This is a genomic window from Pseudalkalibacillus sp. Hm43 (genome assembly GCF_051842935.1).
Lineage (GTDB): Bacteria > Bacillota > Bacilli > Bacillales > Fictibacillaceae > Pseudalkalibacillus.
The window spans coordinates 1,613,496-1,640,382 of the sequence record NZ_JBPXRR010000001.1 but is presented as its reverse complement, the minus strand read 5'-3'; the positions used below and the strand labels follow the sequence as shown (position 1 = coordinate 1,640,382).

The window sequence follows — 26,887 nt, the reverse complement described above, 5'->3', positions numbered from 1 at the left end:
GGAGGTGGGAAGATGAATCCAAAACAAGTGAACCAAAAAGTCGGAAAAATGCTCATCTATGTCACGCTTATATTCATGGCAATCGTTTCCCTACTCCCGCTGTACTGGGTGTTCGCGACCTCATTACAATTACCGAGTTATCAAAATGAAACGATGGAGGAACCAGTCAATTACGTGGAATCGACTCCACCGAAGTTGTATCCGGTCGGGGTGAAAGAGTACTTCCATCAGTGGCAAAAGCGTGAAGCGGCAGAGGATGCAGGCAATGATGCGCAAGCTGCTTATCACGACGAGAAGATGGATGAAGTAGTTACGAAAACGTTTGAAGGATTCGTCATACTCTTTGAGCGGACGAAAATCATGAAATGGCTGCTCAACAGTTTATACATATCCATTGTCACGACGGTCGCCATTGTCTTGATCGATACGATGTCCGGATATGTGCTCGCAAAGAAGAAATTCCCAGGGAAGATGATTATCTTCTGGGCAATCATCTCTACAATGATGATTCCAGAGCAGGTCACGCTTGTGCCGACGTTCATGATGGTTCAGAAATTGCAGCTTTTTGACACGCACTGGGCATTGATTTTCCCGAGTCTCGCATTAGCTTTCGGTGTCTTTTTGATGCGTCAATTCTTACTGGCAATACCGGATGAGTTAATTGAAGCGGCGAAAATTGACGGTGCGTCGGAATGGAAAATCTTCTGGACGGTGATCGTACCGCTCGCAAAACCTGCAATGGCAGTGTTGAGCATCTTTACGTTCGTGTTGATGTGGAACTCCTTCTTGTGGCCTATCATCGTATTGAACGATGAGAACCTGTTAACGCTTCCGGCAGGACTGAAAACGTTACAGGACGCGAACCTTGCAAGCTTCAAGCTGCTTATGACAGGTGCTACGGTCGCAGCGATCCCAATGATCGTATTCTTCTTGTTGTTCCAGCGTTACTTTGTCAAAGGACTCTCAATGGGTGGTGTGAAACAATAATGGATCTACGGAAAAAGATTGGCCAATTGATGGTGTTCGGATTTAAAGCCGATCATCCTTCGGAGCTGTCTGACGAGATCAAAGATCTGATCGAGAATCATCATGTAGGCGGCATCATTTTATTCGGTAGGAATATTGGTACTCCTGAAGAGATTCAACAACTGACAACAACGCTTCAATCCACTGCGAAAAATGCAGGTCATACGCATCCTCTGTTCATTTGCATCGATCAGGAAAATGGTGTCGTTCGTAGGTTAGGAGAAGGAACGACCGTGTTTCCTGGAGCCATGTTGCTAGGAGCAACGGGTAATCCAGAACGCGCATTTGAGATTGGAAAAGCTTCCGGTCGAGAGCTGATGGATTTGGGCATCAACTGGAACCTTTCGCCTGTTGTGGATGTGAACAACAACCCGAACAATCCTGTCATAGATGTACGTTCTTTTGGGGAGAAGGCGGAGGTCGTTGCCCAATTCGGAAAGCAGTTGATGAAGGGAATGCAAGCTTCCGGAGTGATTACGACACTGAAGCATTTCCCGGGGCACGGTGATACGACTGTCGATTCGCATCTGGCATTGCCAGTGATCCCGCACGAGCTTCAGAGATTGCATGAGGTAGAATTGGTCCCTTTTAAAGAAGCGATTGAAAACGGAGCGGAAACGGTCATGTCTTCGCATGTCTATTTTCCATCCATCGAGCCGGAAGAAAACCGACCGGCGACAATGTCCAGAGCTGTCATGACTGGTCTATTGCGTGAAGAGCTCGGGTTTGAAGGTGTCATTACGACCGACTGTATGGAGATGAAAGCCATCGCAGACGGAATCGGTACGGCAAGAGGGGCGGTCGAGGCGATCAAGGCGGGCGTCGATCTGATCATGATTTCCCACTTACCTCAATTGCAGCATGAAGCGATTGAAGCGATCTATCAAGCCGTTCAGAGCGGAGAGATCGACGAGAAGCTGATTGATGAAGCGGTCGATCGTGTGATGAAGCTGAAAGAAAGCACGTTGGATTGGCACGATGACCTGAAAGGATTCTTGAAGCCAGAAGCTCATCAGAAACTAGCTGAGGACGTGATGCGCAGCGGTGTTACACTCCTTGAGCATAGAAAAGGATTGCTCCCGCTAAAACGGGATCATCATGAACGAATCCTTGTCATTTATCCGGAAAACAGTTACTTGACCCAAGTTGAGGATGAACGGTTTTCACAAAATGCGCTCGGAGAATTGGTGAAAGAATTGAACCTGGGAGCAAAGGTGGCTTCTGTTTCACCACAGCCAGAACAAAGCGAGATTGATTTTATGAACGTTTTGGCGAGTGGTGCTGATGTGATTATTGTAGGGACATTGTCAGCTACGCGATCGGAAGGTCAACAAAGGTTGATGCAGGATATGTTGAAGATGAACAAGCCGATCATCCATTTTGCGATGAGAAGCCCATATGACCTCGGATTGTTTCCGGAAGTCGATGTGTCAGTAGCCACTTATGAATTCACGACCCCTGCATTGCGTATTGCCGTCCGTGCTTTATTCGGATTAGAAGACGTTAAAGGGAAGTTACCCGTCACCATTCAGAATAAGAATTGATGCAAAGAGAGAAGCAGGTGAATACAGATGACGAATACGACCGGTGGACTTGTGATGTTGAAAGAAATGCGTGACAAGTTACCCCCATCAGAGAAAAAGATTGCAAGCTATATTCTAACGAACCCGAAAGCAGCCGTTTCTTGCACAACGAGTGAGCTTGCGAAGCATAGTGAAACAAGTAGTGCAGCCGTTATCAGGCTATGCAAGTCCTTAGGACTGAAAGGCTTCCAAGAACTGAAGCTGAAAGTCGTCGGGGATCTGCAGAAAGACGTTCAAGAAGGCTATCGGGACATTCAACCGAATGAAGCTTACGACTCAGTGTTGGAAAAAATGACGAACAACAGCATCCAATCTCTGAAAGAGACCGCGGAAATGCTGCACCTTAGTGAGCTTTCAAAGTCAGTCGAAGCGTTGAAAGATGCGAAAAACATCCATTTCTTCGGCGTCGGCGCTTCGGCAATCATTGCACAAGACGCTCAGCAGAAATTTTTACGAATCAACAAGAACGCCAACGCATTCTCCGATCTTCATATGGTGGCGATGCTCGTAGGTAATGTGCAGCCTGAAGATGTGGTGGTCGGCATATCGTTTTCCGGTGAAACGGCGGAGGTTGCCCATATCCTTGAATTGGCGAACCAAAAGGGAGCAACCACGATCAGTCTGACGAAATACGGTTCATCGAAGGTTGCTGATCAGGCGGATATCAAATTGTTCACTTCCGCATCGAAAGAAGCGACATTCCGAAGTGGCGCGACCTCTTCACGCCTCGCTCAGCTACACGTGTTGGACATTCTGTTCATGTGTGTTGCTTCCAGTCAATACGATGCATCCATTCAGTACCTGGATGAGAGCCGAAGTGCCATTGAATATATCCAACAGAAACGTCGGAAGTAGGAGGGATGGAATGCTTCAGAAACTGACTTCTATTTTGAAAAGTGAGAGGAAATTGGCTGTCGGTTTGATGTCCGGGACGTCGCTGGATGGAATTGATGCCGCTTTAGTTGAAATCAGCGGGGCAGGAGAAAACACTGAAGTGAAGTTGATTGAATTCGATACGACGCCTTATTCGAGTGAAGATCGTGAACAGTTGATCGAGCTCTGCAGTCCATCTTCTTCAACGGTTGAAAAAATCTGCCGGATGAATGTCGTGCTTGGTGAACGATTTGGTGAAGCGGCTTTAAACGTCATCCAGAAGGCTGGTTATCAACCTGGAGACATCCAATTCATCAGTTCTCACGGTCAGACGATTTATCATTGGCCTGAGGAACGATCTACGTTACAGATCGGGGAACTTGCTAACATCGCAGCAAAGACAGGTATTTTAACCGTTGGAGATTTCAGACCGAGCGACATGGCGTATGATGGGCAGGGTGCTCCGCTTGTTCCTTTCGTAGACGCACTGCTCTTCTCGCATGAGACCGAGACTCGAGTGTTACTAAATATTGGTGGAATCAGCAACTTGACGGTTGTCCCTGCACTATCCAACCGGAACAGAGCGTTCAGTGCTTTTGACGTCGGTCCGGGCAATGTCTTGATTGATGGGGCTGTCCGGAGATTGACGAATAACAAGCAATCTTATGACAAGAACGGCGAAATGGCGAAACAAGGTAAAGTGCATTTGGAGTTGCTAGAAACCCTAATACAGGAGGATGGATTTTTAACGATTCAACCACCGAAAAGTACAGGGAGAGAGCTTTATACAGAAGATCGTCTGGACAAAATCCTTGTTAGAGCAGAAAAGTTGAATCTGAATCCGAATGATACGATCGCGACGATCACTGCCTATACCGTGCAGATGATTGCAGAAAGCCTCGACAAGTTCATACATAAGGATCATGCCATCAATCAATTGATTGTTTCCGGTGGTGGTGCCTACAACGAGACGATTATGGATGGATTGAAGGATGCTCTTTCATATAAGGTATCTAAGATGGATGACATTGCGTTCGATGGGGATGCGAAAGAGGCGATTGCATTCACGATTCTAGGAAACCAATTCCTGCACGGCGAAACGAACAACCTTCCTACGGCAACAGGAGCTTCTAAACAAGTCGTCATGGGAAAAATGGCATTACCCTCATAACAAACAATCAGGGGGGAGAGAATGAAACGATCTTATAAGTGGTTGATTGGAGCAACAATTGCAGGCATTTTGTTGCTTCTTTTTATTTTCATCTATATGAATCAAAGTCCGATGATGTGGAGTGAAGTGCAATCGGATGAGGATCTTGATGATTTTATCAAACAAATGAGTACAGAAGAGAAAGTCGGTCAACTGCTCATGCCAGCAATCCGTGAGATGGATGGAGAACCGGTTACTGAGATGAACGATGAGTTGAATGAAATGCTCGGTACGTTCCAGCCTGGTGGAATCATTCTTTTTCGTGAAAATATACAGAGTCGGAATCAAGTGAAGCAATTGAATGAAGCGATGCAGAAAGGAAGTGACGTTCCACTCCTCATTTCCATTGATCAAGAAGGAGGAATTGTGACACGCCTCCCTTACTTTCCCGAGCTTCCAGGCAATATGGCACTTGGTGCAACACATAGTGCAGACCTTGCCCGTGAAACCGGGGAAGTGCTAGGAGCTGAACTCCGACAAATCGGTGTACATATTGATTTCACTCCTTCCGTTGATGTGAACACGAATCCGAATAACCCGGTCATTGGTGTGAGGTCGTTCGGAGATGATCCTGAGCTAGTCACTGAGATGGGTCTCGCGTTCATGGAAGGACTGCACGCTTCTGACGTAATGGCAGTTGCCAAGCACTTTCCAGGTCATGGGAGTGTGAATTTGGATTCTCATTACGTCCTGCCAGTCAGCGAACAGTCGATTGAAGAGCTGGAACAAGTCGAATGGAAACCTTTCCGTAAGATGATTGAGCAAGGTGTGCCTGGTATCATGACGGCGCATATCACCTTCCCAAACATTGATGATTCGGAATTCACCTCTCGTAAAGATGGTTTACCGATCCAAACGCCAGCGACTATGTCACCCAAAATCATGAATGAACTACTAAGGAATGAGATGGGGTTTCAAGGGCTTCTTTTCACAGACTCTATGGAGATGAAGGCAATTACCGATCATTTCGGTCCAGGAGAAGCTGCGGTTCAAGCGGTTTTGGCAGGTGTGGATGTCATCGTTATGCCCGACCATTTGAAAGTCGCGTATGATTCCTTGGCCCAAGCGGTAGAAGAGAATCGGATTTCAGAAGAGCGGCTTAATCAATCGGTCAATCGGATTTTACAAGCGAAGTTGAAGTGGATCGATGAGAGTGAGGTAGACGAGTTAGATGCCGCGGTTACAAATCGAGCTGTGGAACTAGAAAAAAAGATTGCCCAGGATTCTATTACACTCATGAAAAATGAGGGAAGTGTGATTCCGCTCACAGCACCAGTCAACGGGCAAATCTCATTCGTATCTACCAATAGCCAACACTTAGAAAAATTGAAGTACGCGCTTTGGAAGGATCACAAAAAAGTTACTCTGATCCTATTAAAAGGTGATGCCCTCACAGAAGCGCAGAAGCAAGAACTGAAGAAGAGCGAAATGACCATTCTGATAACCGATTCCAAAACCGTTATCGGAGAAGGGGATACAGGTTGGGAACAATCAGCCATGAATGAAACCATCCGCCACTCAGAAAAATCCATTCTTGTCATGGCACGAAATCCGTATGATGCGGATGTGTTATCAGAGGTTGATGCTGCGATTGCGCAGTACTCGGACCAACAGGCTTCTTTCCAGGCAACTGTGGATTTGATTTTCGGACGGATTGAAGCAAAAGGGGAACGACCTGTAGAACGATTGGAAAAAAGGTGAGGAAATTCATGAACAGATTAGATGCAATCGTAGAAGACGCTGTGCGTACTCAATTTCCAGGCTGTGTCGTCAAGGTCTTGAAAGAGGAAAAGACGGTTTATGAAAAAGCTGAAGGGTATCGGCAAACTGAACCGACACTTGAACCGGTAAACATGGAAACTATTTTTGATATCGCCTCTCTCACGAAAATCATGACTACGACAATGATTTTACAGCTGATCAGTCAGGAAAAATTGAGGATGGATACTTGTGTTGGGGAGTTTTTGAATATTAAGCATCCCAAACTGAGAGAAAAACTAGAATCTATTACCCTATTTCAGCTTTTGACCCATTCTTCCGGTTTGATTGCCTGGCATCCATTTTATACGGCTGACGATGATTTCTGTTCACAGCTTCATAAATTGGGTCCAAACCTTTTTCAAGCTGAAAAAGTGAAGTACAGTGACGTGAACTTCATTTTGCTTGGAAAAGTGATTGAGGAAACAACAGGACATTCCTTGAATGAAGCTGTCCGAACAAGAATCTGTGTACCTTTGGGTTTGTCGACCATGAAATATGGTCCGGTTGAAGCGGAGAATGTGGCAGCCACGGAGTTTGGCAATCACATTGAGCGAAAGATGTGCGAAGAGCGGTCTCTCACTTTTAACAGATGGAGAAGAACAGATCGACCGATCATCGCAGAAGTGAATGATGGAAACACGCATTACTTCTTCAGAGGTGTCTCCGGTCATGCAGGTCTTTTTTCAAATGTGGACGATGTTCTCGAGTTAGGCCGAATTTATATCGATCCTTCACATGCAGAGAAAGTAGATATCCAACCAAGCTTGATAGATGAAATTAAAAATACAGTCGTAGGGTCCAGAAGTCTAGGATTTGAGTGGTCGCCGAACTTTCCAGGTGGGTACGGTCATACTGGATTCACGGGGACATCTTTATTCATCCATCCTGAACAGAAAATCGTTGTGGTGATTCTCACGAACCGATTGCATCAAATAGAGCCTGTAAACATCAATACATTTCGTCGAATCTTCCATGAAGCGGTCTTGTCACACACCTAGCCACTTCAACAACCCATAAAGGAAAGTCAACGTGAACATGGAGAGCACGGTTGATATGGCTGAACCGACGGATGCGAAGTAAGGGTCACCTCCATACTTCCTTGCATACAAGGCGATTGTCGGAGCGGAAGGCGTTGCTGCAACCAATACCGCAACGAGTAAGAGAATTTTATTGTCGAGTAAAACAATGAACGGAACGAGGCAAATGGGGATCCCGATCAAGCGCATGAATACAGAAGACCAGAGGTATGGACTGCAAAAATAGTTCCATACCTCTTTCTTGTTTAAGTTCGCTAAAAGGATTCCGATAATTAGCATTGAAAGCGGGACGGTGGGAAGTCCGACGGTTTCAAAAAGGTTATGGATCGATTGTGGCCATTGATACGGAAGTAGAAAAAGGATGAACCCGATCACTGTAGCCATTACACCCGGATTGAATACGAGCCATTTCCATGTGAACGATGCATTGCTTTTTCCAACCACATAAATGCCGTATGTCCAAATCAAGACGATGTAAAGAAAATTGAACACCGCAGTATAAAGGATGCCGATGTCACCGAGTAACAAATAAACGATGGCATAACCGATGAATCCTTGATTCCCGAATACGATCAATCCTTCATAGACGCCTTTTTGCTCATCGGGTAGTTTTGCGTTTTTTCGTAAAAGGTATCCGAATAGACAGGCGATGATGATGGCGGTAATCGATAACAAGAGCAACCAGCTGAAATCATGGAGGTAACGAGCTTCATAGGGAAAATCCATGGAATAAAGGATGAGGGCAGGTAAGGTGACATAGAGGACAAGCTGGGTCAATACATAGTCGGATCCGTCCGGAAGTACTCGAGCTTTCCGAGCGATGTACCCAATCACAGCTATTCCGTACAGCATGATCATTTCCTCGAACAATGAAGCCATGGCACCCATCGGAAACCCCTCCCCTTTGCAGAGTATGAGCTCTGTTGGGCATAGGTGCAGAGATCGATTTTGGAAAAAGGAAGGTGTAGTTGATTCCGATGGCGTATTAGTAGGTATGCACAAGAATTATGGAAGGGGTTTTCCAATTGTTATCGAAGCTACCAGATCATATTGCAAAAGAACTAAGTGTACCCGTAATTTCTGCACCTATGTTTCTCGTATCCAGTCCTGAACTCGTCATTGAAAGTTGCAAATCAGGTATCATCGGATCGTTTCCCTCATTGAATGCTCGTACCGAAACGATTCTAGAAGAATGGATGGAACGAATTCAATTTGAGTTAAGTGAGGCGAAGGAGAAGGAGCCGAACCGAAAAGTTGCCCCATGGGCTGTGAATCTTATCGTCCATAAATCGAACAAACGATATGAGAAGGATCTTGAAATCGTGAAGAAATATGAGCCTCCGATTGTCATTACATCGCTCGGAAATCCATCTGCTGTCATTGAGATCGTCCATTCCTATGGTGGACTCGTTTTCTCAGATGTATCTACGATTACACATGCTAGGAAAGCGGCTGAAACAGGTGTAGATGGACTCATCCTCGTGTGTTCAGGAGCAGGCGGACATGCAGGCACCATCAACAGCTTCGCATTCGCAGGAGCGGTACGGGAATTTTGGGATGGTATCACGATACTTGCGGGTTGCATCTCAAGTGGCAGAGACGTGCTTGCTTCTGAAGTGTTAGGGATGGACTTAGCCTATATGGGAACGAGATTCATCTCGGCAAAAGAAAGCTTCGCATCAGATGAATATAAAGAGATGCTGATTGAATCGGTCTTGGATGATCTCATATATACGGATGCATTCACAGGTGTTAACGCCAATTATTTGAAAAACAGCATCATCAAAGCTGGCATTGATCTGGAGAAATTGAAGAGTAAGGAAAAAGTCGACCTCTCTTCTCTGGATCAATCGGATTCTAAAGCCTGGAAGGATATTTGGTCGGCTGGGCAAGGAGTCCATCAGATTCAAGCCGTGCAATCGGTCAAGGAAATGGTAGCCGAACTACAAGATGAATACGACAAAGCAAAAGAAAAGCTTTTCGTTCCTTCGTCTTAACGTACATGTGGGCATTGCTTCGATAAGAAGTAATGCTCTTTTATTCAAAGGAGGAAGAATATGATATATGTCATCCGACACGGTCAAACAGACTTGAATAAAGAAGGCAGGCTGCAAGGTAGAAATGGACTGCCTTTAAATGGACAAGGTATCAAACAAGCTGAATCGTTAAGAGGGGAGTTGAAAGGGGTCTCTTTTGACTATGTCTTTTCATCTCCACAAGAGCGGGCGGTTCATACTGCTGAAATTGCAACAGGCGTGACTCCTGCAATAGACCCGAGGTTGGATGTCTTTGACCTCGGTACTGCGGACCGTATGAAAAAAGAGGATGTTCAAATGAAAGAGGCTATACCCGATCCAGATGTCTATGAGGGAGTTGAAGACATTCCTAGCTACATGAAGCGGGTTTTCAGTTTCATGGAGGAGCTTGAGAACAAGTACGGTACAAGTGATGTAAACATATTGATTTCCGGACACCGGTGTACGACCGGCTGTATCGGCTCGTACTTTGAAGGCATCCCGGAAGACCGGAACATACTGAAATTGTCCTCTGATAATGGAGGTTACAAGGGATACTCTTTCAAGAGCCGAGTGAATAATTGACCTGAAAGTTGCCGTTCTGCCCTCCCTAAACTTGTCGTTACTTCATATACTGCGGTAATAAGACAAGCTAGAGGTGGAGAGAGAATGGCAACAAAATTGACTGGACGGGTCGTTTTGCCGGATGATCCGGCTTATCCGGAAGCCCGCACCAATTTGAATCTATACAGAGGCAAGTACCCTGCTGCAATCGTATTTTGCCAGGATGAAATGGATGTTTTGAATGCATTGAAATTTGCGCGTGAACGCGATATTCCTTTTCGAGTGAGAAGCGGTCGGCATAGCTATCAAAATTTTTCTATACTGAACAAAGGTATTGTCATTGATATCAGCGAGATGGTTAAAGTGTCGGTGAACACCAGTAGCAATACTGCGGTCATTGATGCAGGTGCGGATCTCGGTCATGTGTATCAGTCGCTATGGAAGTATGGACGAGCTCTTCCAGGCGGAACAGAATACAGTGTTGGAGTAGCGGGACTGACATTAGGTGGAGGCATCGGATACTTATCAAGAATATTCGGATTAACGTGTGATCATCTCATTGGGGTAAGGATCGTGATTCCGAAAGGCGACAACAGTGCAGAGATTGTTGAGGCGAATAAATGGAAAAACAGGGATTTGTTTTGGGCCTGTTGCGGAGGTGGGGGAGGAAACTTCGGAATCATCACCCAGTTCACGTTCCGTGTTCATCCGATAGACATGGTTTCCATATACCGGGTGGAATGGGACTTTGATCAATTGGAAAAAGCGTTTGACTCATGGCAAAATTGGGCTCCTTTTACCGATGAGAGGTTAACATCGGACATAGAATTACATGCGAAAAGTCAAAATTTGATACTATCGGAGGGGCAATTCGTAGGCCCGAAAGAGGAATTGAAGCAGCTGATCAGACCATTGCTGAAAGGAACACGCCCTCGTAGAATCCAAATCGCATCGCTACCTTTCAATAGAGCGTTCGAACATTTCAATTATCCTGCAGGGAACGAACCCTCCTACTTTAAGCGATCGGGATCTTTTGTTTATGAAAAAATTCCGGAACGTGGCATTCAAATCATGAAAAAGTTTTTGGAAAATGCTCCGAATGAGAATGCATCGATCTGGCAGCAATCGTTGGCAGGGAAGGTCCAGACAGTCGGTCCGACGGAAACGGCGTATTTTCACAGAAATGCACTTATCGCTCAGGAATACAACACGACCTGGGAAAAAGGTGAAGATCCAAAAAAGTTCGTCGAGTGGGTCGTGGCTTTACGGAAACATATGAGTCCTTATACGAGAGGCGATTACGTCAACTGGCCGGATCTGACCATTTCTGACTGGCCGACCTCTTATTACGGGGAAAACTACGATCGGTTGCGAAAAGTGAAAACGCGGGTCGACCCGATGAACGTGTTCAACTTCAAGCAGAGTATTCCACCATTCACACGCTAGAAAGCGGTCGCGTTTCGAATAATTCAATGGTGATTTTCGCAATCTAATCCCATGAAAGGAGGTTCTTTCATGGGAAGAATGGACCACGGTCGAAAAGCGAACAACAGCAAGAAAAAGATCTCGCAAGATCCAAATCAAGTCGGCGGATTGACGCAGGAAGAAGTTGAGCTTTCGGAAGAACTTGACGCTTCATATGAAATGGAAGAGAAGCCAGGCTTCAGACCAACTGCGGCGAGAAAGAAAGAAGATTAAGTCTAGCAAGAAAATACTAGAAAAAATTGGCGTACTCCTAAGAGAAGTAGGATACGTCAATTTTTTTATGTGCAGAAATCTAAACTTTGATATGTTTTTCTCAGTACAGATGGTACCCTTATAAACAGAGAAGATAATCCGAGGAGGATCACAAGTTTTGATACAAAGAGCAAAAGAGATGCTGGAGCAATACTATGGTTATTCGTCATTCCGATTGGGCCAAGAAAGAGCGATACAATCGGTTTTGAACGGGGAAGATACCCTTTGTGTGATGCCGACTGGTGGAGGGAAATCGATTTGTTATCAGATTCCAGCGGTCGTATTTGAGGGAACGACGATCGTCATTTCTCCATTAATTTCTTTAATGAAAGATCAAGTAGATTCATTGCTACAATTAGGTATCCCTGCTGCTTTCATCAACAGTTCACTCACTGGATCGGAAACGAGAGAACGAATTGAAAAAGCGAAAAGCGGAGAATACAAATTATTATATATCGCACCTGAAAGACTGGAATCGTATGACTTTATGACGCTTTTAAAAGAGTTGGACATTCCCTTGATTGCAGTGGATGAAGCCCATTGTATTTCGCAGTGGGGACATGATTTCCGACCAAGTTACCAGCGCATTCAGAGAATGATCGGAAGCCTGCCGAAACGACCGACTGTATTGGCGTTAACGGCAACGGCTACACCGAAAGTTCGTCAGGATATTTGTAGGTCACTTGATATTGATGAGAACAATTCGGTTCTGACAGGTTTTGAGCGGGAAAATCTATCATTTTCTGTAATCAAAGGACAAGACAGGGTCAAATTTTTAAAAGACTTTATTAAAAAGAATGGAAATGAAGCAGGCATCATTTATGCAGCCACCCGAAAAACAGTGGATAAGCTGTATGAACAATTGAAAAAAAGTGGTGTCAACGTCTCACGCTATCATGCTGGCTATGATGAAGCGGAGCGAATGGAACAGCAAGAGCAGTTTTTACAAGATCAATCAACAGTGATGGTAGCCACCAACGCGTTTGGTATGGGAATCGATAAATCCAATATCCGATATGTGATCCATTTCCAGCTACCGAAGAACATGGAAAGTTATTACCAGGAGGCAGGACGTGCCGGACGTGATGGACTTCCGAGTGAATGTATCCTTCTGTATTCTCCTCAAGATGTTCAAGTACAGCGCTTTTTAATTGATCAATCGAGTGAAGCTGATCGCATGTCGCAAGAATTGCAGAAGCTGCAACTCATGGTGGATTATTGTCATACAGAAAGCTGTTTGCAAAGATCGATTGTCAGGTATTTCAGTAACGAGGATACACCGCCATGTGGTCGCTGCGGCAATTGTACTGATTCGCGTGAAAGTATCGATGTGACACGAGAAGCTCAAATCGTCCTGTCTTGTATCGTGAGAATGGGGCAAAAGAGATTCGGAAAGACGATCATCGCTCAAGTACTGACAGGCTCCAAAAGTAAAAAAGTACTGGAATTGCGTCTCAATAAACTTCCGACTTATGGTCTGATGAAAGAAAAAAGTACAAAAGAAGTGACGGACTTTATCGAATTTTTCATCTCGCAAGAACTAATAGCTGTTGAACACGGTACATTTCCTACCCTTTACATCAATGAAAAAGGGAAGGACGTTCTACTCGGAAAAGAAACTGTGAAGCGGAAAGAAGCTGTTCAGACGAAACAAGTTGCCGTCAATGATCCATTGTTCGAGGAACTTCGAATGGTTCGTAAAGAGATTGCTGAAAGAGAAAACGTTCCACCTTTCGTCATATTTGCAGATACGGCCTTGAAAGACATGTGTGTGAAGCAGCCACAGTCTAGAGAGGAATTCTTAACGATAACGGGTGTAGGGCAAAATAAACTCGAAAAGTACGGAGAACGGTTCATTGAAGCCATTACGGATTATCTAGTCCAGAACCCTGAGCAGAAAGACGAAGCAATAAAGGGATCTGACAGTATTGAAAAGCCGAAGAAAGCTACACCGAACTCACATCTTGAGACGTACACGTTTTTTAAAGAAGAGATGAGTGTGGAAGAAATTGCAGAGCATCGCGATCTCGCGGTGAGCACGGTGGAGAGTCATCTCATTCAATGCATGCAAGAAGGAATGGACGTTCAGATGGAAGATATTATTCCGGATGAATATGTTTCAGAAATAGAACACGCCATTCAGCAAGCAAACGGCGAGAAGTTGAAGCCGATCAAAGAACTGCTGCCTGATGAAGTGAGTTATTTTATGATTAAAGTGTATTTACTTCAAAATGAGAGACAAGTAACTTAATAAACAATTTGACATATTGGTATGCAAAAAAGGAACTTCGTAATTACGAAGTTCCTTTCATTTTTACAGATGTTTAATTAAGGGTGCAAAAAGAATTTCCAGTACGCCAAACTGATAAAAGCACAAATCCAAGAAATAAATCCAAAAACCGTGACAATTTTATTTTCAGACCACCCATATTTTAAGCTGAAGTGGTAGTGAATTGGTGTAAATCTGAAGATTCGTCGACTTGTAAGTTTAAAGGAAGCAACTTGTAAGATAACCGAAAGTTTTTCTGCGAAATAGATAAAGAACAATACGGGAATTACAATCTCAACTTTCTCAATCACAGCAAGAAATGAAAGGGATCCACCTATTGCTAGAGATCCTGTATCTCCCATAAAAGCTTTGGCTGGATAAATATTATAAATGAGAAAACCGAGTAAGCATCCAATCATAATCAAACAAAACAGTTGTACCTCTGTACGATCTGAAATCACAAAAAAGAAAAAATAGGTTGGAATTGCAACGACTCCTAAAAGGCCGTCCATCCCATCTGTAAAATTGATGGCATTTGCAGAACCAACGACAAACAAGGTGATGATTATGATATAAAATACCATGGGAAGATCGAAGGAAAGATTTTTATGAATACGAATGATTGGGTCTACACCTAGTTCGTCAATCGTGTAGTAAAGTAATGCACCAGTAAAAAGAAACTGTAAGATGAGCTTGGTCTTACCTGATACCCCTAACGGATCTTGGCGAGAAGCTTTCCAAAAATCATCCAAAAAACCAATAAAGCCAAACAGAATGTAGGTAGCAGATAGGAAATACATGAATGGAGTAGGTGAAAATAGAAGGGAAACGATAATCCCTACTAATAGAATCAATCCAAACATCAACGGTGTTCCTTTTTTCAACTGATGATCCGGAGGGAGTTCTTTTCTAATCGGTTGAAGAAGCTTTCGTTTTCTCAAGATAGAAATGAATAGTGGGGATAATACGGATACGAATACAAAAGCAATGATTGCAGGAATGATTTGATTACTCAATTTTTTTCTCCTTTTCTCATTAATATCTATAATAAGTTCTAAGATGACTATTCATTTCCTCTAATTCATACAATAAATAAAAATTAAGATACCAAGAGGTGCACTTATTCATTGTACTTTTTTTTGTTTAGGTCCGTAGTACGTAATTTAATCCCGTTGAAGTAAAAGAGTCTTTAACCTGACCATAAAGCAGTTCTATGGATGGAATATAATCAGGCACTTTGGACGAAGTACACGAACTGAAAATGCATTAAACTCAATCTATTACTATTAAAGGTTGGAGGGTTCTATGACTTTATTTAAACGAGTCTTGGGAGCAGGAGTTTTTGCCTTGGGTGTTATGTTTGTCGTGGGCTGTTCAATTTACGAGAGTGAATCAGCGTCAAAAACGGAGCATGAAACAAAAGTCAGTTTCGAGGATCTAGAGAAGGAATATAATGCCAGGCTTGGTGTTTATGCACTTGATACGGGGAGCAATCAAACGGTTTCCTATCGAGCTGATGAACGCTTCACCTATGCATCTACTCACAAGGCACTAGCTGTAGGAGTACTTCTAATGAACAAATCTATTGATGATCTTGACGAAAAAATTAATTATACGGAGGCGGATTTGGTCAATTATAATCCAGTAACGGAAAAGCATGTTGATACAGGTATGACCTTACGGGAGTTAAGTGATGCCTCTATCCGTTACAGTGATAATACGGCAGGGAATCTAATCCTAGAAGCCATCGGAGGTCCTAAAGGATTCAAGGAAGCTCTCCACAAAATCGGTGATGATGTTACAAAACCTGAAAGAATGGAACCGGACCTGAATAATGTCGGACCCGGGGAAACGAGAGATACCAGCACGCCTAAAGCACTTGCTACAAGCTTAGAAGCATTTTCACTGGGCAGTGTTCTTCCCAGTGAAAAGAAGAATCTACTGAATGACTGGTTGAAACGAAACACGACAGGCGATGCTTTGATCCGTGCGGGTGTTCCTGAAGGCTGGATAGTAGGAGACAAAACCGGCGGCGCAAACGGAACTCGTAATGATATCGCTGTCATTTGGCCGACAGATGGAGACCCCATCGTTCTCGCTGTACTCTCCAGTCGTGAAAACGCAAACAATGCAGATGAACTCATTGCCAAAGCTACAGAAGAAGCGATTAGACAGCTTCAAGATAAGTGACAACAGTTAATTCTAAAATTAATATCAAGATTGATAAAAATCCTGGACTTTAAGTTCGGGATTTTTTTAAAAAAGAGAAAGAAGCGTGGAATGAAGTTTAATCGTATATTACATATTTTCCTTGTTCACGTAACTTTTTTAGAGATGTAAGCATATGATTGATTTCTTCATCGGTATGTCTTTCCCATGAACCCAATTCAGCTATTATTTTCAAAGGTGATTTAGATCTATATGAACGGGTTGGGTTTCCGGGAAATTTTTTATCAGTTAAGTTCGGGTCATTTTCAAAATCACCTAATGGCTCTACAATATAAATTCTTTCTTTCGATTTAGATCTTGCTAATTCAGCACCCCATTTAGCAGCATCTAATGTTGCTGTGAAATATATGTAGTTCGATTTTTTGTCCTGATAATTTGATAAGTGTTGCGGTTCTAATAGATCTCCGAGTTTTAGTTCAGCTTTAGTACCATGAAAGAAAGGACCATGATCTAAGACATCTTTTTGGTCATCCATACGGGTACACCTCTTTTTTTTAGATTTGATAACAAAAGTATATGACAGGAATTTTAGAAAGAGTAGTCTACAAATTATTGGGAATCAGGAGTATAATGTAAGTAGAGAGTATGATATTGAAGTACGATTAAACAATTATGCGCGAAAAGCCGCATGCCTGGATGCATGCGGCTTTTGCTTTATTCTTCTTCTCTTTTCGATGCCCAGAATATTATAAGAATGAAAATCGAAAAAATCACCAAAAGAAATAGGGTGGATAGACCATGATTATAGTGGAAAAACGCCTGAACAAGCGGAAATTGATAAGCAATCAATCCTAAGATGATAATGAATAGAGCAAACATGAAAACATTCCTTATTTAATCGACGAAGCAACCTGGATCAATTCGTCTTTGCTTAAAGGTTCTTTCCCCACATAGTCGATGGCGTACTCGACTTCTTTTCCGTTTCGCCAGCTAAGCATTTGAGTCCCGTCACTTTCAGTATAATAGGCTTTCCGACCATCCTCGAAGGTCAGTTCTTCGTCCCAATCGGTTACGTTGTTCCAGCCGATTTCAGATGTTACCCAAATACCCAAGGAATCTTCCGCATTCTCGAACACGAGCCGTACTCGATCGAAACCAGTGAATTCTGCGTATTCCTCTTCTGCTTCAAAAGGCAAATAAGCTGGTGTTACCACTTCAAAAGGTACAATCCAATTGATCATCTTGGTCGGGAATTTCACCCAATTTAATATTAGAAAAAATGAGATGCAAAAGACCAGTACCCATACGAATGTCTTTTTCACTCTGATGCTTTCCCTGAAATATCTCTCCATATGTTCGAGCAATTTGATCCCCACCCTGTCACCTAATTGATTGGAAAATTATGATAATTTCAGTTTATCATACGTTCAAATCCTTGAGAACAACGGAATCAGGTTTAAAAAATCAGACCTAGGTGAAAATTACCAGTGGAAAGCGAACGTATATTCGCTTACAATAAGACATAAGATATAGAACAAACGTTCTTATTGGGAGTGACTGAGGATGGAGATTGATTATTCGACCTTTGAAAAACGAACGATCCTTTGTATTGACATGAAAAGTTTCTTTGCAAGCTGTAGTGCGGTGGAGAGAGGCTTGGACCCGCTTACGTGCTACCTTGTCGTTGTAGGAGATACCGAACGGCAGGGCAGTGTCGTATTGGCTGCTTCACCGATGATGAAAAAAGAATTCGGGATCCGAACAGGAAGCCGGTTGTTCGAGGTGCCGGACGACCCGCGCATCCATGTCGTGAATGCGCAAATGCGCTTGTACCTGCGGCGTTCGACGGACCTGACCCGCTTGTTCAACCGTTATGTGCCGAAAGATTCAATCCATACGTACAGTGTGGACGAAAGCTTTTTACAAGTGGATGGGACGGAACGGTTGTGGGGAGACGGCTGGGAAGTCGCCCGCCGCATCCGGGAGGAAATATGGGAGAAGTATGGTCTGCCGTGTGCCATCGGGATCGGTCCGAACATGTTGCTTTCGAAAATTTGCCTTGACCTTGAAGCGAAGAAGGAAGGGATTGCGGAGTGGACGTTTGAGGATGTGCAGGAAAAGCTGTGGAAAGTTTCGCCGCTCAGTAACATGTGGGGCATCGGTCCTCGGCTAGAGAAGACGCTGAACCGGATGGGCATCATGTCGGTCGGTCAGCTTGCGAACTATCCGCTGAAAATGCTTGAGAAAAAGTTCGGCGTGATGGGGAATCAGCTATACTATCATGCCTGGGGAGTCGACCTTTCTGAAATCGGCGCGCCGATCATGCAGGGACAGATCAGCTACGGGAAAGGCCAAATTTTACTCAGGGATTATAAAGACCGCAAAGAGATCCAGCACGTGATTCTCGAAATGTGTGAGGAAGTCGGCCGACGTGCGCGGACGGCGCGGAAAGCCGGTCGTACGATCAGCCTCGGTGTCGGTTACAGTAAGGATGAAGGCGGGGGAGGATTCCATCGCTCCAGAACCATCACGGACCCGACGAACATCACGATGGATTTGTACCGTGTCTGCCTAGAGCTGTTTGACGAATTTTACGGAGGTCAGACGGTACGGAAGCTTAACATCACTTTATCGAATGTGTGTCCAGACGATGAAATGCAGCTGTCTCTATTTGAACTTGATCGCCCGAAAAAGCGGGTGCTCGGCTATACGATGGACCAAATCCGTGAGAAATACGGAGGAGACGCCCTCCTGCGCGCAGTATCCTACACACCTGCTGGGACTGCAAGGCATCGCAGCCGTCTTGTCGGTGGACATAAAGCGTAGAAAGGAGCGTGGGTCGATTGAGTATTCGTGATCGCGGCAACATCAAATGGACGTCCATGATGCTTCCGGAGCACGTGAAGCTGCTCCGAGACTGGAAGGAGGAAGAACGCCTCCGGAAAAAGCCGGAGCTCGATGAACAGAAGCTTGAGGAGATGAACGAGACGATTAATGAGGCGATGGCCTACAACGAAACCCTTTCGTTCGTCTACTTTTCGGCATATGAGTATAAGCTCCTTGTCGGCAACATCCATTATGCGGATCCGGTTAAGAAGGAGCTGCGCATCGTCGATGAGTTCGGCGACCGTTATGATTTGAAGCTGCAAGACATCGTAGATATTCGCCATTTATAAAAGGGAAACCGCTCATTTTTTGAGCGGTTTTTTCTTTAATTAGGTCCATGTGACTAAAATTTAATTTTAGAAATATTAAGATAATTTTGAAAGGAAATTTCAACCAAACGTCGAAAAGTACAGATAGAAGACTAAAAATGAGGAGGAAATGTGTTGAAACGAATTTGGCTTGTGCTGTTGACGATGGTGACAGTGGTTGCTTTTTCTTTTCCAAATGCACAACAAGGGATGGCATCCGAACCAGAAGACATGATTCGAATCGGTGTTGTTCCTGAAGCGGAGTCTCTTACACTAGGGAGTGCCGACACCTTCCGTATCCAGGACAAAGTGACGGGTGATGTGCTCGTTGAAGCAGTGAACGACACTGCAGAAGTGATGTTGGAAAGTACGGGATCCGTCGACTCTTCCTACAGATTGCAGACGGCATGGACAACGAGTGAAGCTTACATGAACGACTGGGTAGCCCGTGCGGAAGCAGGGGGATACGAAACGTATATTGAACCGTATAACGGAGGGCATCGCCTATACATAGGGAAGTTCCCTGCGGATGCGAGCTGGAGTGTACGGAATAACTTCCGAAATGAAGTGATTGCGAATGGACTCGCCGCTACGGATTCGTTCTGGAAAGTGATTACGTTGACGACAGGCGTCTCATCGGTAAAAGTAAGCTATCAAGGAAGCGAGTTTGTCACCGAGAATCCGGTCGTAGTGAGCTCACCGGATGGATTGATCGAAATGAACGGTAAGCAGTACCGCGGTGTTGGGGAAGTTGGCTACAACAGCAACGGCACGTTGGCTGGTATCAACGAACTGCCGCTTGAAGAATACTTGTATGGCGTCGTGCCTAAGGAATTGCCACCAAATCCGTATGGAGAAATGGAAGCACAAAAAGCACAAGCCGTGGCAGCCCGTACTTACACCTACGCGAACTTAGGAAAACGCAGCAATGATGGATACGACTTGTTGCCGACCACATCCGATCAAGTGTATGGCGGCTATGAGGTCGAGCATCCAGTATCCACACAAGCAGTCCAAGAAACAGACGGTGTTGTCGCGACAAAGGACGGTAAGCTGATTACAGCCGTCTATCATTCAACAAGCGGTGGCGTGACAGCGAATAACGAAGACGTCTGGGACTCAGGTCCAGTCGACTACTTACGAGGTGTTTTCGTTTTTGATTGGAAAAAAGGAAACAAACATAAGTCCCAAAAAGAAGAATTCAAAAATGCAAAAGAGGCTGCCTCACTCCGAACGAGTAAAGTATTGGAGTATGAGAAAGACTGGTCGAAGTATTACCGATGGGAGTTTGAGTGGACAGCCGAAGAAATTTCGGGTGTCTTGAGCGAATACTTCGGTACCGATGTCGGCGAGGTGTATGAGATCAACGTCGTAAAACGGGCTGATCTCGGTCGCGTACTGGAAATCGAGTACGTCACTGAGAATGGAACATTTTACGAGCAAAAGGACAAGATTCGTTGGTCGTTGAAATACATCAACTCAGCTGGGAAACATAGTGTGTTACTCAGCACTCTGTTCTATATCGATCCGGTTGAAGGTGACGATGACAATCAAGCTGCCGGATTCAAAGTTTACGGCGGCGGCTGGGGACACGGAGTCGGATTATCCCAAACCGGAGCAGTTGGAATGGCCGTTGACGGGAAAAACTTCGAGCAAATCCTGAAGCACTTCTATCAAGGGATTGAGCTGGAAACAAGATAATAGTATGAATGTGAAAGAACCTCACGAGAGACGTGGGGTTCTTTTTATGTTGCCCTCAAAAGCGGTGATTAGTTGGTTTTGGGTAAAGATAGAGGGTACATCTTGCCCTCAAAAGCAGGTATTTGCGATTTTAGGTAAAGATAGAGCGTTTACCCTTCCCAAAAAGAGTGATTCATCGGATTTCGGGAAGGGTAGAGCGTTTATTCTGCCCCAAATGAGCGATCCTCCGGATTTCGGGAAGGGTAGAGCGTTTATTCTGCCCCAAATGAGCGATCCTCCGGATTTCGGGAAGGGTAGAGCGTTTATCCTGCCCCAAATGAGCGATCCTCCGGTTTTCGGGAAGGATAGCGTCCCCCTACCTTACCTACATGAGCAAAAATTTTTTCCAAATATATCTTCCCAAATTGAATTTACTGGTATATAATCAAAACTGTATTAATAATCATAATACAGTTAGTACGGATAATACAGTTGGTACAGATGGGAGGGAGTACATGTTTAATCTTGATGTCAGAAGCAGAAAGCCAATCTATGAACAGTTAGTCGAACGGTTCAAAGAGTTGATTATCAGTGAAGTGATGAAGAAAGATGAGAAACTCCCCTCTGTCAGAACGTTGGCTCAGCAATTGACGATCAATCCGAACACGATCCAAAAGGCGTACCGAGAGCTCGAAACCCAGGGCTATATTTATTCAATAAAAGGAAAAGGGAGCTTCGTGAGTGAAACGACCGACGTCGTCAACACAGAAAAGCTCCAAAAAGTTGAAAAAGATCTGAGCAAACTCATTTTAGAAGCCTTATATCTAGGGATGACAGTCCCACAATTACAAGCACTAGTCGAAGAAACAGAAAAATCAATAGGGGGAGGGGAACAAGATGATCGTAGTGAATAAAATTTCAAAAGAATTAGATGATACGGAAGCTCTTTCAGATGTTTCCTTTACGGTCAAAAAAGGATCCATTTATGGACTGCTCGGCTCGAACGGCGCTGGGAAAACGACGTTGTTGCGAATCATTGCAGGTGTCTTGAAAGAAAGCAAAGGGAACATCACCATCGACAATCTACCGGTTTTCGAAAATACTCAAGTGAAGGAACGGATGATTTTCATCCCGGATACATTGTATTTCTTTTCGCAATACACGGTCCGTCAGATGGCGAATTTTTACCGAAGTATGTATCCCAGTTGGAATGAAGAACGTTTCCAGCAGTTAAGTGAAGTCTTCGATATTGATGTAAAGAAGAAAATCCAAAAGTTCTCAAAAGGCATGCAGCGCCAGGTCGCGTTCTGGATTAGTCTTTCGGCAATGCCAGACATCCTGATCCTTGACGAACCGATTGACGGACTCGATCCAGTCATGCGGAAAAAGGTGAAGAACTTGATCCTTCAGGATGTGGCAGAACGTGAAATGACGGTCTTGATCTCATCCCATAACTTGAGGGAGATTGAGGACATTTGCGACCATATCGGCATCTTACATAAAGGGGAACTTTTACTGGAAAAAGAACTGGACGACTTGAAGTCAGATGTCCATAAAGTCCAAGTGGCCTTTAAAGAGGGCATTCCAGAAGGATTGTTCGAAGATGTAAGAGTCCTTTATAAGGAAGAACGAGGAAGTGTACTGCTCTGTATCGTGCAGGGGCGAGCGGAGGAAGTTGAAAAGCAGATCGAACAATACAATCCAGTCATCTTCGACTTGTTGCCACTTACATTAGAAGAAATATTCATCTACGAAATGGGGGATGTGGGTTATGCAATCCAAAGCGTCCTGGATTAATAAAGAGATCCTTATACAAAGTTTTCGAAGTGTTGGATGGGTGAGCATCATCTATCTAGTCGGTCTTTTGCTGACGATTCCGTTACAGATCTTGATGGATTGGAGCTATCGAAAAGACGAACTTGAACAAAACATGCAAGTAGAAGCTACTAACTTGAACTACTATGACAATGTGTTCCAAATCGGAATTGGTATTCAATTAATCATGCTTGTCGCTATACCGGTCTTGCTCGGAATCTTTTTATATCGTTTCCTACAAGTGAAGCAAGCATCTGATTTTATGCACAGCTTACCTTTAAAAAGAACCAATTTGTACACGCAATATTTTCTGATAGGCGCTCTATTCTTAGTGATTCCGTTGTTCGTGACTGCAGTTGTTTTGGTCATTATTCATGGAGCATTAGACTTAGAACAATATTACGCTTTAAAAGATGTCGCTAGTTGGTTTGGAATCTCTATTGTCTATTTACTACTTATGTTCTCTGGGACTGTCATGATTGGAACGATTTCCGGTTTATCAGCGGTTCAGGGTGTGCTCACGTTCATCATGTTTTTATTCCCAGCAGGAATCTTAAGTCTGATCTATTTAAATGCTAAATACTATTTCTACGGTTATGATGCAGAATGGTATTTTAATAACGAACTTGAAAATTATTCACCAATTACAACAATACCCGTGTTACATGATGGATCTTTCAGTTCAGTTCAAATGTGGACTTACATCGTGCTGACAATCGTATTTTTCACGATAGGTTTACTATGCTATCAATATCGTAAACTTGAAAGTGTTTCACAACCACTTGTTTTCAAATCATTAAAGCCAATTTTCAAATATGGCGTAACCTTCTGTTTCATGTTACTAGGAGGTATTTACTTCGCAGAGCTTCAATATCACGGAAGCTTTCCTTGGTTAATTGTTGGATACGTAATTGGATCATTCATCGGATATCTTGTAGCAGAAATGGTGCTTCATAAAACGTGGCGCGTGTTCACCCACTTGAAAGGGTATGCGTTGTATGTAGTAGCCGCTGGTATTTTAGTAGCGGCACTTCAATTCGATGTTACTGGTTATGAGAGAAGAGTTCCTGAAATGGAAGATGTGAAAAGCGCATATATCGGTGAGGTGACTTACGGATACATGCAGGATAATTTTGATCAACCTGATTTTGGTGGTGGGTCAATATTAACGACTCCAGAAAATATAGAGGAAATTCGTGAATTGCATAAAAGATTGATTGAACAAAAGGGTGAGTCCCAGAGATACAGTAATTACAATCACATTTATCTGGCATACGAGCTGGAAAATGGTAAGGAAATCACAAGGCATTATAAGGTTCAAATGAACGATGATATGACCAAAGCGTTAAAACCAATTTATGAATCAGATGAATTCAAATTAAAAACAAACCGTATTTTGAGTGTCAATCCAGAAGATGTCATTCAAATTCGAATCATGCCAGACCATCCGGTTAGTATCAATGCGCAACTGAAAGATCCGAAGGTTGTAATAAAAGCAATAGAAGCTTTGCAAAAGGATACGCTTAACACGCCTTATGAAGGTTGGACCAACTGGCACGATCATGAAGCTGATATTGCAATCCATCTAGATAATGGAGATGACTTCCATATGAATCTAACGTCAAACTACACATCCTTTAAAGAGGTATTGAGGGAAGCTGGCGTACTAGAGGATATTCAAGTTGGTTCAGAAGACGTGAATTATGCAGTTGTCATACAGGCAGAAGGGATGAACAACCTGCATCGTTTAAGTGCTGAAGAAATCATTGACCTTGAAAATTCAATAATGGTGAAGGATGCTGAGAAAATCGATAAGATCTTGGACTCTAGTAAATCTTACAACCCTGGCAGTCCTTATGTCGTCATGTACATGTATTCTAATTGGGAAGTTGACTTTGGTACGCTTGAGGATAACAATCTTCCTGACTTCGTCAAGGAACATTTTGAATAAGGTGAGGTGATGGGAATGGCTGCAGAAATGAATGCGCCGGAATTAGATTTCGGTCTTTTATATGAAACCTTTGCGGATAAGATCTTCAAGATTGCAATGATGATAACGAAGGACGCCTACCTGGCTGAAGATATCGTCCAGGAGACGTTCATCAAGGCTTTTAACAAAATCGACTCTATTTTGGACTTAGAAAAGGTCGGTGCCTGGCTGTCCACAATCGCCTCACGAACCGCAATCGATCTGATCCGGAAAGAAAAACGATCGGGAACGATCTTAGTGGATGACATTATTTTTAACGAGAGCACGAAAGCGATCAATGATGTGGAGCAAGAAATCGAGTATCTTTGGATGAAGCGGGAAATCACTCAGGAAGTGCTTCAACTGAAACCTGCACTCCGAACAGCTTTCCTTCTGAAATATAAGGAAGACATGAAGGAAGAAGATATTGCGACTCATCTCCAATTGCCACTCGGTACGGTGAAGTCAAGGCTTTACCGCGCAAGACAGCAGATTCGAACGGAACTCAATCAACAATTGACAGCTTCATAGCAATACAAAAAGGACACTTGAGATGCAGGGGATGCCACATCAAAAGTGTCCTTTCTAATAATAACTTTTAAGGGGGTTGTGTTAATAAGTTTCGGGTTTACAGGATTACATGTGGGGGTGCTGTTAAAAAAATTCTTCAGCACGTTGATGTGTTTTCTTAGGAAAGCGTAAAGTGAAGGCCAGGAACGGGATGAACGTGATCATACTGATTAAAGTAAGCCCTGTTCTGATAGTTAATGAATCAAGCATCCATCCAACTAGAAACGCTCCAATTCCACCACCTGCAACTGCTATCAAACTCCAGCCAGCAAAAACTCTACCTAAGTACTCATCCGCAACACGTTCTTGAATGACGATCTGCAGTAAAGTTACGGTTGCGGTCAGTACGCCACCGAAAAGGAAGGAAAACACAGCAATGGTCACCGGATGCAACCACTGCGCCACCAGGACCAGCAGAATGCAAAGTGTGAACCCGCTTATTTTTACAAGATGGGTGGGAGGAATACGGTTGTGCACTTTGGGTATAAAAAGAGATCCTGTTATGCCTCCTGTAGCGAAAATCGCCAAAAGCATTCCAAGCGAATGTAGACCGTCACTATTCATGCGATTGCTGAAATCCAAAACCAAGACATCAAAAATTTTCCCAGTCCACGCAACAGGAAAGATCAGCAGGAGTAATGAACGGACGCCCTGGTACGGAAAATGAATTGGAACCCTTCTAACAAAAGTGGTCTTCCGGGAACATTTTGTTGACGTTCAGAGTCCTTGAAATCTACTTGGAGTAAAAAGAAAAAACTGATAAGAAAAGTGATAGCGTCTAATACAAACAACAGCTGTAGAGATTCGTTCGTGTTGAAATAAAGTATACCGGCGAGGAGAGGTCCTGCAATGACCGCAATTTGACTGAGCAGGGCGCTGACAGATCCGGAAATTTTTAAAGGTGTAGGATCAGAAATACTTTTGAATGACGCTTTAGCAGCGGGATCATAAACACGCTGGACCGCTTGAGTTGAAAACGCTAGTAAAGGAAGTAGCCAGACTTGATTTCCGTGGTCAACGAAAATGAAGCAGAACGTTAACAACCCCAGTATCACGTCTGTCGTAAGCATCAACCTTTTCCGTGGGAAGCGATCTGCAAGCACACCTCCAAAGGGGATGAGAAGGATACTTGCAATCCCGCGAACCAACCACAAGACTCCCACCGCAGTAAGGGTTTCGGTAAAATGATAAGCAGCCACAGATTGGGCGAAAAAAGAAAAATGATTGCCGAGTGAAGAAATGAATCGACCGGTAAAGTACCGTCTTAAGTTGTTGTTTGTCCAAATCTCATTAAACATCCATCACCCTCCTAAATTGAGTAACCTTAATATTAGAAGGAAATTTGTGTAAAAGACAGTCTGTAATTGCTCAGGATATTGGAGTATACTTAAGATAGAAGGACATACGTCGAACAC

25 protein-coding genes are annotated in these 26,887 nt (G+C 43.8%); 19 read left to right on the top strand and 6 right to left on the bottom strand.

Annotated features, from left to right (window positions below):
* The first annotated feature begins 12 nt into the window (after window positions 1–12).
* Genes ACSVDE_RS08735 through ACSVDE_RS08710 form a run of 6 tightly spaced genes read left to right on the top strand, consistent with a single transcriptional unit; the run spans window position 13 to window position 7,451 of the window.
* Window positions 13–987: a carbohydrate ABC transporter permease gene (locus tag ACSVDE_RS08735; RefSeq protein ID WP_439300529.1), complete on the top strand. Its 975-nt coding sequence runs from the start codon at window positions 13–15 to the stop codon at window positions 985–987.
* Complete coding sequence (locus ACSVDE_RS08730; protein ID WP_439300528.1) at window positions 987–2,570, top strand: glycoside hydrolase family 3 protein; 1,584 nt, start codon at window positions 987–989, stop codon at window positions 2,568–2,570. Before ACSVDE_RS08735 ends, ACSVDE_RS08730 begins: the two co-directional genes overlap by 1 nt.
* A 27-nt stretch (window positions 2,571–2,597) precedes the next feature.
* On the top strand, window positions 2,598–3,464 hold the full coding sequence (locus ACSVDE_RS08725) for a MurR/RpiR family transcriptional regulator (RefSeq protein ID WP_439300527.1): 867 nt from the start codon (window positions 2,598–2,600) through the stop codon (window positions 3,462–3,464).
* A gap of 10 nt (window positions 3,465–3,474) precedes the next feature.
* Window positions 3,475–4,653 carry an anhydro-N-acetylmuramic acid kinase gene (locus ACSVDE_RS08720; RefSeq protein WP_439300526.1) on the top strand — a complete coding sequence of 393 codons (1,179 nt, stop codon included), beginning with the start codon at window positions 3,475–3,477 and terminating at the stop codon, window positions 4,651–4,653.
* 21 nt (window positions 4,654–4,674) lie between these two features.
* Window positions 4,675–6,393: a beta-N-acetylhexosaminidase gene (nagZ, locus tag ACSVDE_RS08715; RefSeq protein ID WP_439300525.1), complete on the top strand. Its 1,719-nt coding sequence runs from the start codon at window positions 4,675–4,677 to the stop codon at window positions 6,391–6,393.
* 8 nt (window positions 6,394–6,401) lie between these two features.
* A complete protein-coding gene (locus ACSVDE_RS08710) occupies window positions 6,402–7,451 on the top strand; it encodes a serine hydrolase domain-containing protein (RefSeq protein ID WP_439300524.1) in 1,050 nt (349 codons plus the stop codon).
* On the opposite strand, the gene ACSVDE_RS08705 is transcribed toward ACSVDE_RS08710, so the two are convergent.
* Window positions 7,440–8,378, bottom strand: a complete 939-nt coding sequence (locus tag ACSVDE_RS08705) for an AEC family transporter (protein ID WP_439300523.1) — start codon at window positions 8,376–8,378, stop codon at window positions 7,440–7,442. The two genes, ACSVDE_RS08710 and ACSVDE_RS08705, sit on opposite strands and share 12 nt — an antisense overlap.
* Window positions 8,379–8,515: 137 nt before the next feature.
* Here ACSVDE_RS08705 and ACSVDE_RS08700 point away from each other — a divergent pair, with 137 nt between their 5' ends.
* The 5 genes from ACSVDE_RS08700 (at window position 8,516) to recQ (ending at window position 14,057) form a co-directional block, all read left to right on the top strand.
* The gene (locus ACSVDE_RS08700; protein WP_439300522.1) at window positions 8,516–9,487 is read left to right on the top strand and encodes an NAD(P)H-dependent flavin oxidoreductase; all 972 of its coding nucleotides are present in this window, start codon (window positions 8,516–8,518) and stop codon (window positions 9,485–9,487) included.
* 60 nt (window positions 9,488–9,547) lie between these two features.
* Window positions 9,548–10,090 (top strand): histidine phosphatase family protein, encoded by a 543-nt coding sequence (locus ACSVDE_RS08695; protein ID WP_439300521.1) that lies wholly within the window; start codon window positions 9,548–9,550, stop codon window positions 10,088–10,090.
* A gap of 84 nt (window positions 10,091–10,174) precedes the next feature.
* Window positions 10,175–11,515: an FAD-binding oxidoreductase gene (locus tag ACSVDE_RS08690; protein WP_439300520.1), complete on the top strand. Its 1,341-nt coding sequence runs from the start codon at window positions 10,175–10,177 to the stop codon at window positions 11,513–11,515.
* Between the two features lie 69 nt (window positions 11,516–11,584).
* Entirely contained in the window at window positions 11,585–11,767 is a 183-nt protein-coding gene (locus ACSVDE_RS08685; RefSeq protein WP_439300519.1) for a YfhD family protein, read from the top strand.
* Between the two features lie 157 nt (window positions 11,768–11,924).
* On the top strand, window positions 11,925–14,057 hold the full coding sequence (recQ, locus tag ACSVDE_RS08680; protein WP_439300518.1) for a DNA helicase RecQ: 2,133 nt from the start codon (window positions 11,925–11,927) through the stop codon (window positions 14,055–14,057).
* 77 nt (window positions 14,058–14,134) lie between these two features.
* On the opposite strand, the gene mraY is transcribed toward recQ, so the two are convergent.
* Window positions 14,135–15,091 carry a phospho-N-acetylmuramoyl-pentapeptide-transferase gene (mraY, locus tag ACSVDE_RS08675; protein ID WP_439300517.1) on the bottom strand — a complete coding sequence of 319 codons (957 nt, stop codon included), beginning with the start codon at window positions 15,089–15,091 and terminating at the stop codon, window positions 14,135–14,137.
* 340 nt (window positions 15,092–15,431) lie between these two features.
* On the opposite strand from mraY, the gene bla reads away from it, so the two are divergent.
* Complete coding sequence (bla, locus tag ACSVDE_RS08670) at window positions 15,432–16,265, top strand: class A beta-lactamase (protein WP_439301961.1); 834 nt, start codon at window positions 15,432–15,434, stop codon at window positions 16,263–16,265.
* Between the two features lie 97 nt (window positions 16,266–16,362).
* Here the strand turns inward: bla and arr are convergent, their stop codons facing one another.
* Together arr and ACSVDE_RS08660 are read right to left on the bottom strand one after the other, a co-directional pair.
* A complete protein-coding gene (gene arr, locus ACSVDE_RS08665; protein WP_439300516.1) occupies window positions 16,363–16,779 on the bottom strand; it encodes an NAD(+)--rifampin ADP-ribosyltransferase in 417 nt (138 codons plus the stop codon).
* Between the two features lie 355 nt (window positions 16,780–17,134).
* Entirely contained in the window at window positions 17,135–17,485 is a 351-nt protein-coding gene (locus tag ACSVDE_RS08660; protein ID WP_439300515.1) for a DUF4367 domain-containing protein, read from the bottom strand.
* A gap of 322 nt (window positions 17,486–17,807) precedes the next feature.
* Here ACSVDE_RS08660 and ACSVDE_RS08655 point away from each other — a divergent pair, with 322 nt between their 5' ends.
* The 7 genes from ACSVDE_RS08655 (at window position 17,808) to ACSVDE_RS08625 (ending at window position 25,433) form a co-directional block, all read left to right on the top strand.
* Window positions 17,808–19,070, top strand: coding sequence for a DinB/UmuC family translesion DNA polymerase (locus ACSVDE_RS08655; protein ID WP_439300514.1), 1,263 nt, complete (start codon window positions 17,808–17,810; stop codon window positions 19,068–19,070).
* Between the two features lie 17 nt (window positions 19,071–19,087).
* Window positions 19,088–19,420 carry a YolD-like family protein gene (locus ACSVDE_RS08650; RefSeq protein WP_439300513.1) on the top strand — a complete coding sequence of 111 codons (333 nt, stop codon included), beginning with the start codon at window positions 19,088–19,090 and terminating at the stop codon, window positions 19,418–19,420.
* A 153-nt stretch (window positions 19,421–19,573) separates the two neighbouring features.
* Complete coding sequence (locus tag ACSVDE_RS08645; RefSeq protein WP_439300512.1) at window positions 19,574–21,139, top strand: SpoIID/LytB domain-containing protein; 1,566 nt, start codon at window positions 19,574–19,576, stop codon at window positions 21,137–21,139.
* A 368-nt stretch (window positions 21,140–21,507) separates the two neighbouring features.
* Complete coding sequence (locus ACSVDE_RS08640; protein ID WP_439300511.1) at window positions 21,508–22,032, top strand: GntR family transcriptional regulator; 525 nt, start codon at window positions 21,508–21,510, stop codon at window positions 22,030–22,032.
* Window positions 22,016–22,915 carry an ABC transporter ATP-binding protein gene (locus ACSVDE_RS08635; protein WP_439300510.1) on the top strand — a complete coding sequence of 300 codons (900 nt, stop codon included), beginning with the start codon at window positions 22,016–22,018 and terminating at the stop codon, window positions 22,913–22,915. Before ACSVDE_RS08640 ends, ACSVDE_RS08635 begins: the two co-directional genes overlap by 17 nt.
* Complete coding sequence (locus tag ACSVDE_RS08630) at window positions 22,890–24,884, top strand: DUF6449 domain-containing protein (RefSeq protein ID WP_439300509.1); 1,995 nt, start codon at window positions 22,890–22,892, stop codon at window positions 24,882–24,884. Before ACSVDE_RS08635 ends, ACSVDE_RS08630 begins: the two co-directional genes overlap by 26 nt.
* A gap of 15 nt (window positions 24,885–24,899) precedes the next feature.
* Window positions 24,900–25,433: an RNA polymerase sigma factor gene (locus ACSVDE_RS08625; RefSeq protein ID WP_439300508.1), complete on the top strand. Its 534-nt coding sequence runs from the start codon at window positions 24,900–24,902 to the stop codon at window positions 25,431–25,433.
* 123 nt (window positions 25,434–25,556) lie between these two features.
* Here the strand turns inward: ACSVDE_RS08625 and ACSVDE_RS08620 are convergent, their stop codons facing one another.
* Both ACSVDE_RS08620 and ACSVDE_RS08615 read right to left on the bottom strand, forming a co-directional pair.
* Window positions 25,557–26,036 carry an MFS transporter gene (locus ACSVDE_RS08620; protein ID WP_439301960.1) on the bottom strand — a complete coding sequence of 160 codons (480 nt, stop codon included), beginning with the start codon at window positions 26,034–26,036 and terminating at the stop codon, window positions 25,557–25,559.
* A gap of 62 nt (window positions 26,037–26,098) precedes the next feature.
* Entirely contained in the window at window positions 26,099–26,770 is a 672-nt protein-coding gene (locus ACSVDE_RS08615; protein ID WP_439300507.1) for an MFS transporter, read from the bottom strand.
* Window positions 26,771–26,887: the final 117 nt, after the last annotated feature.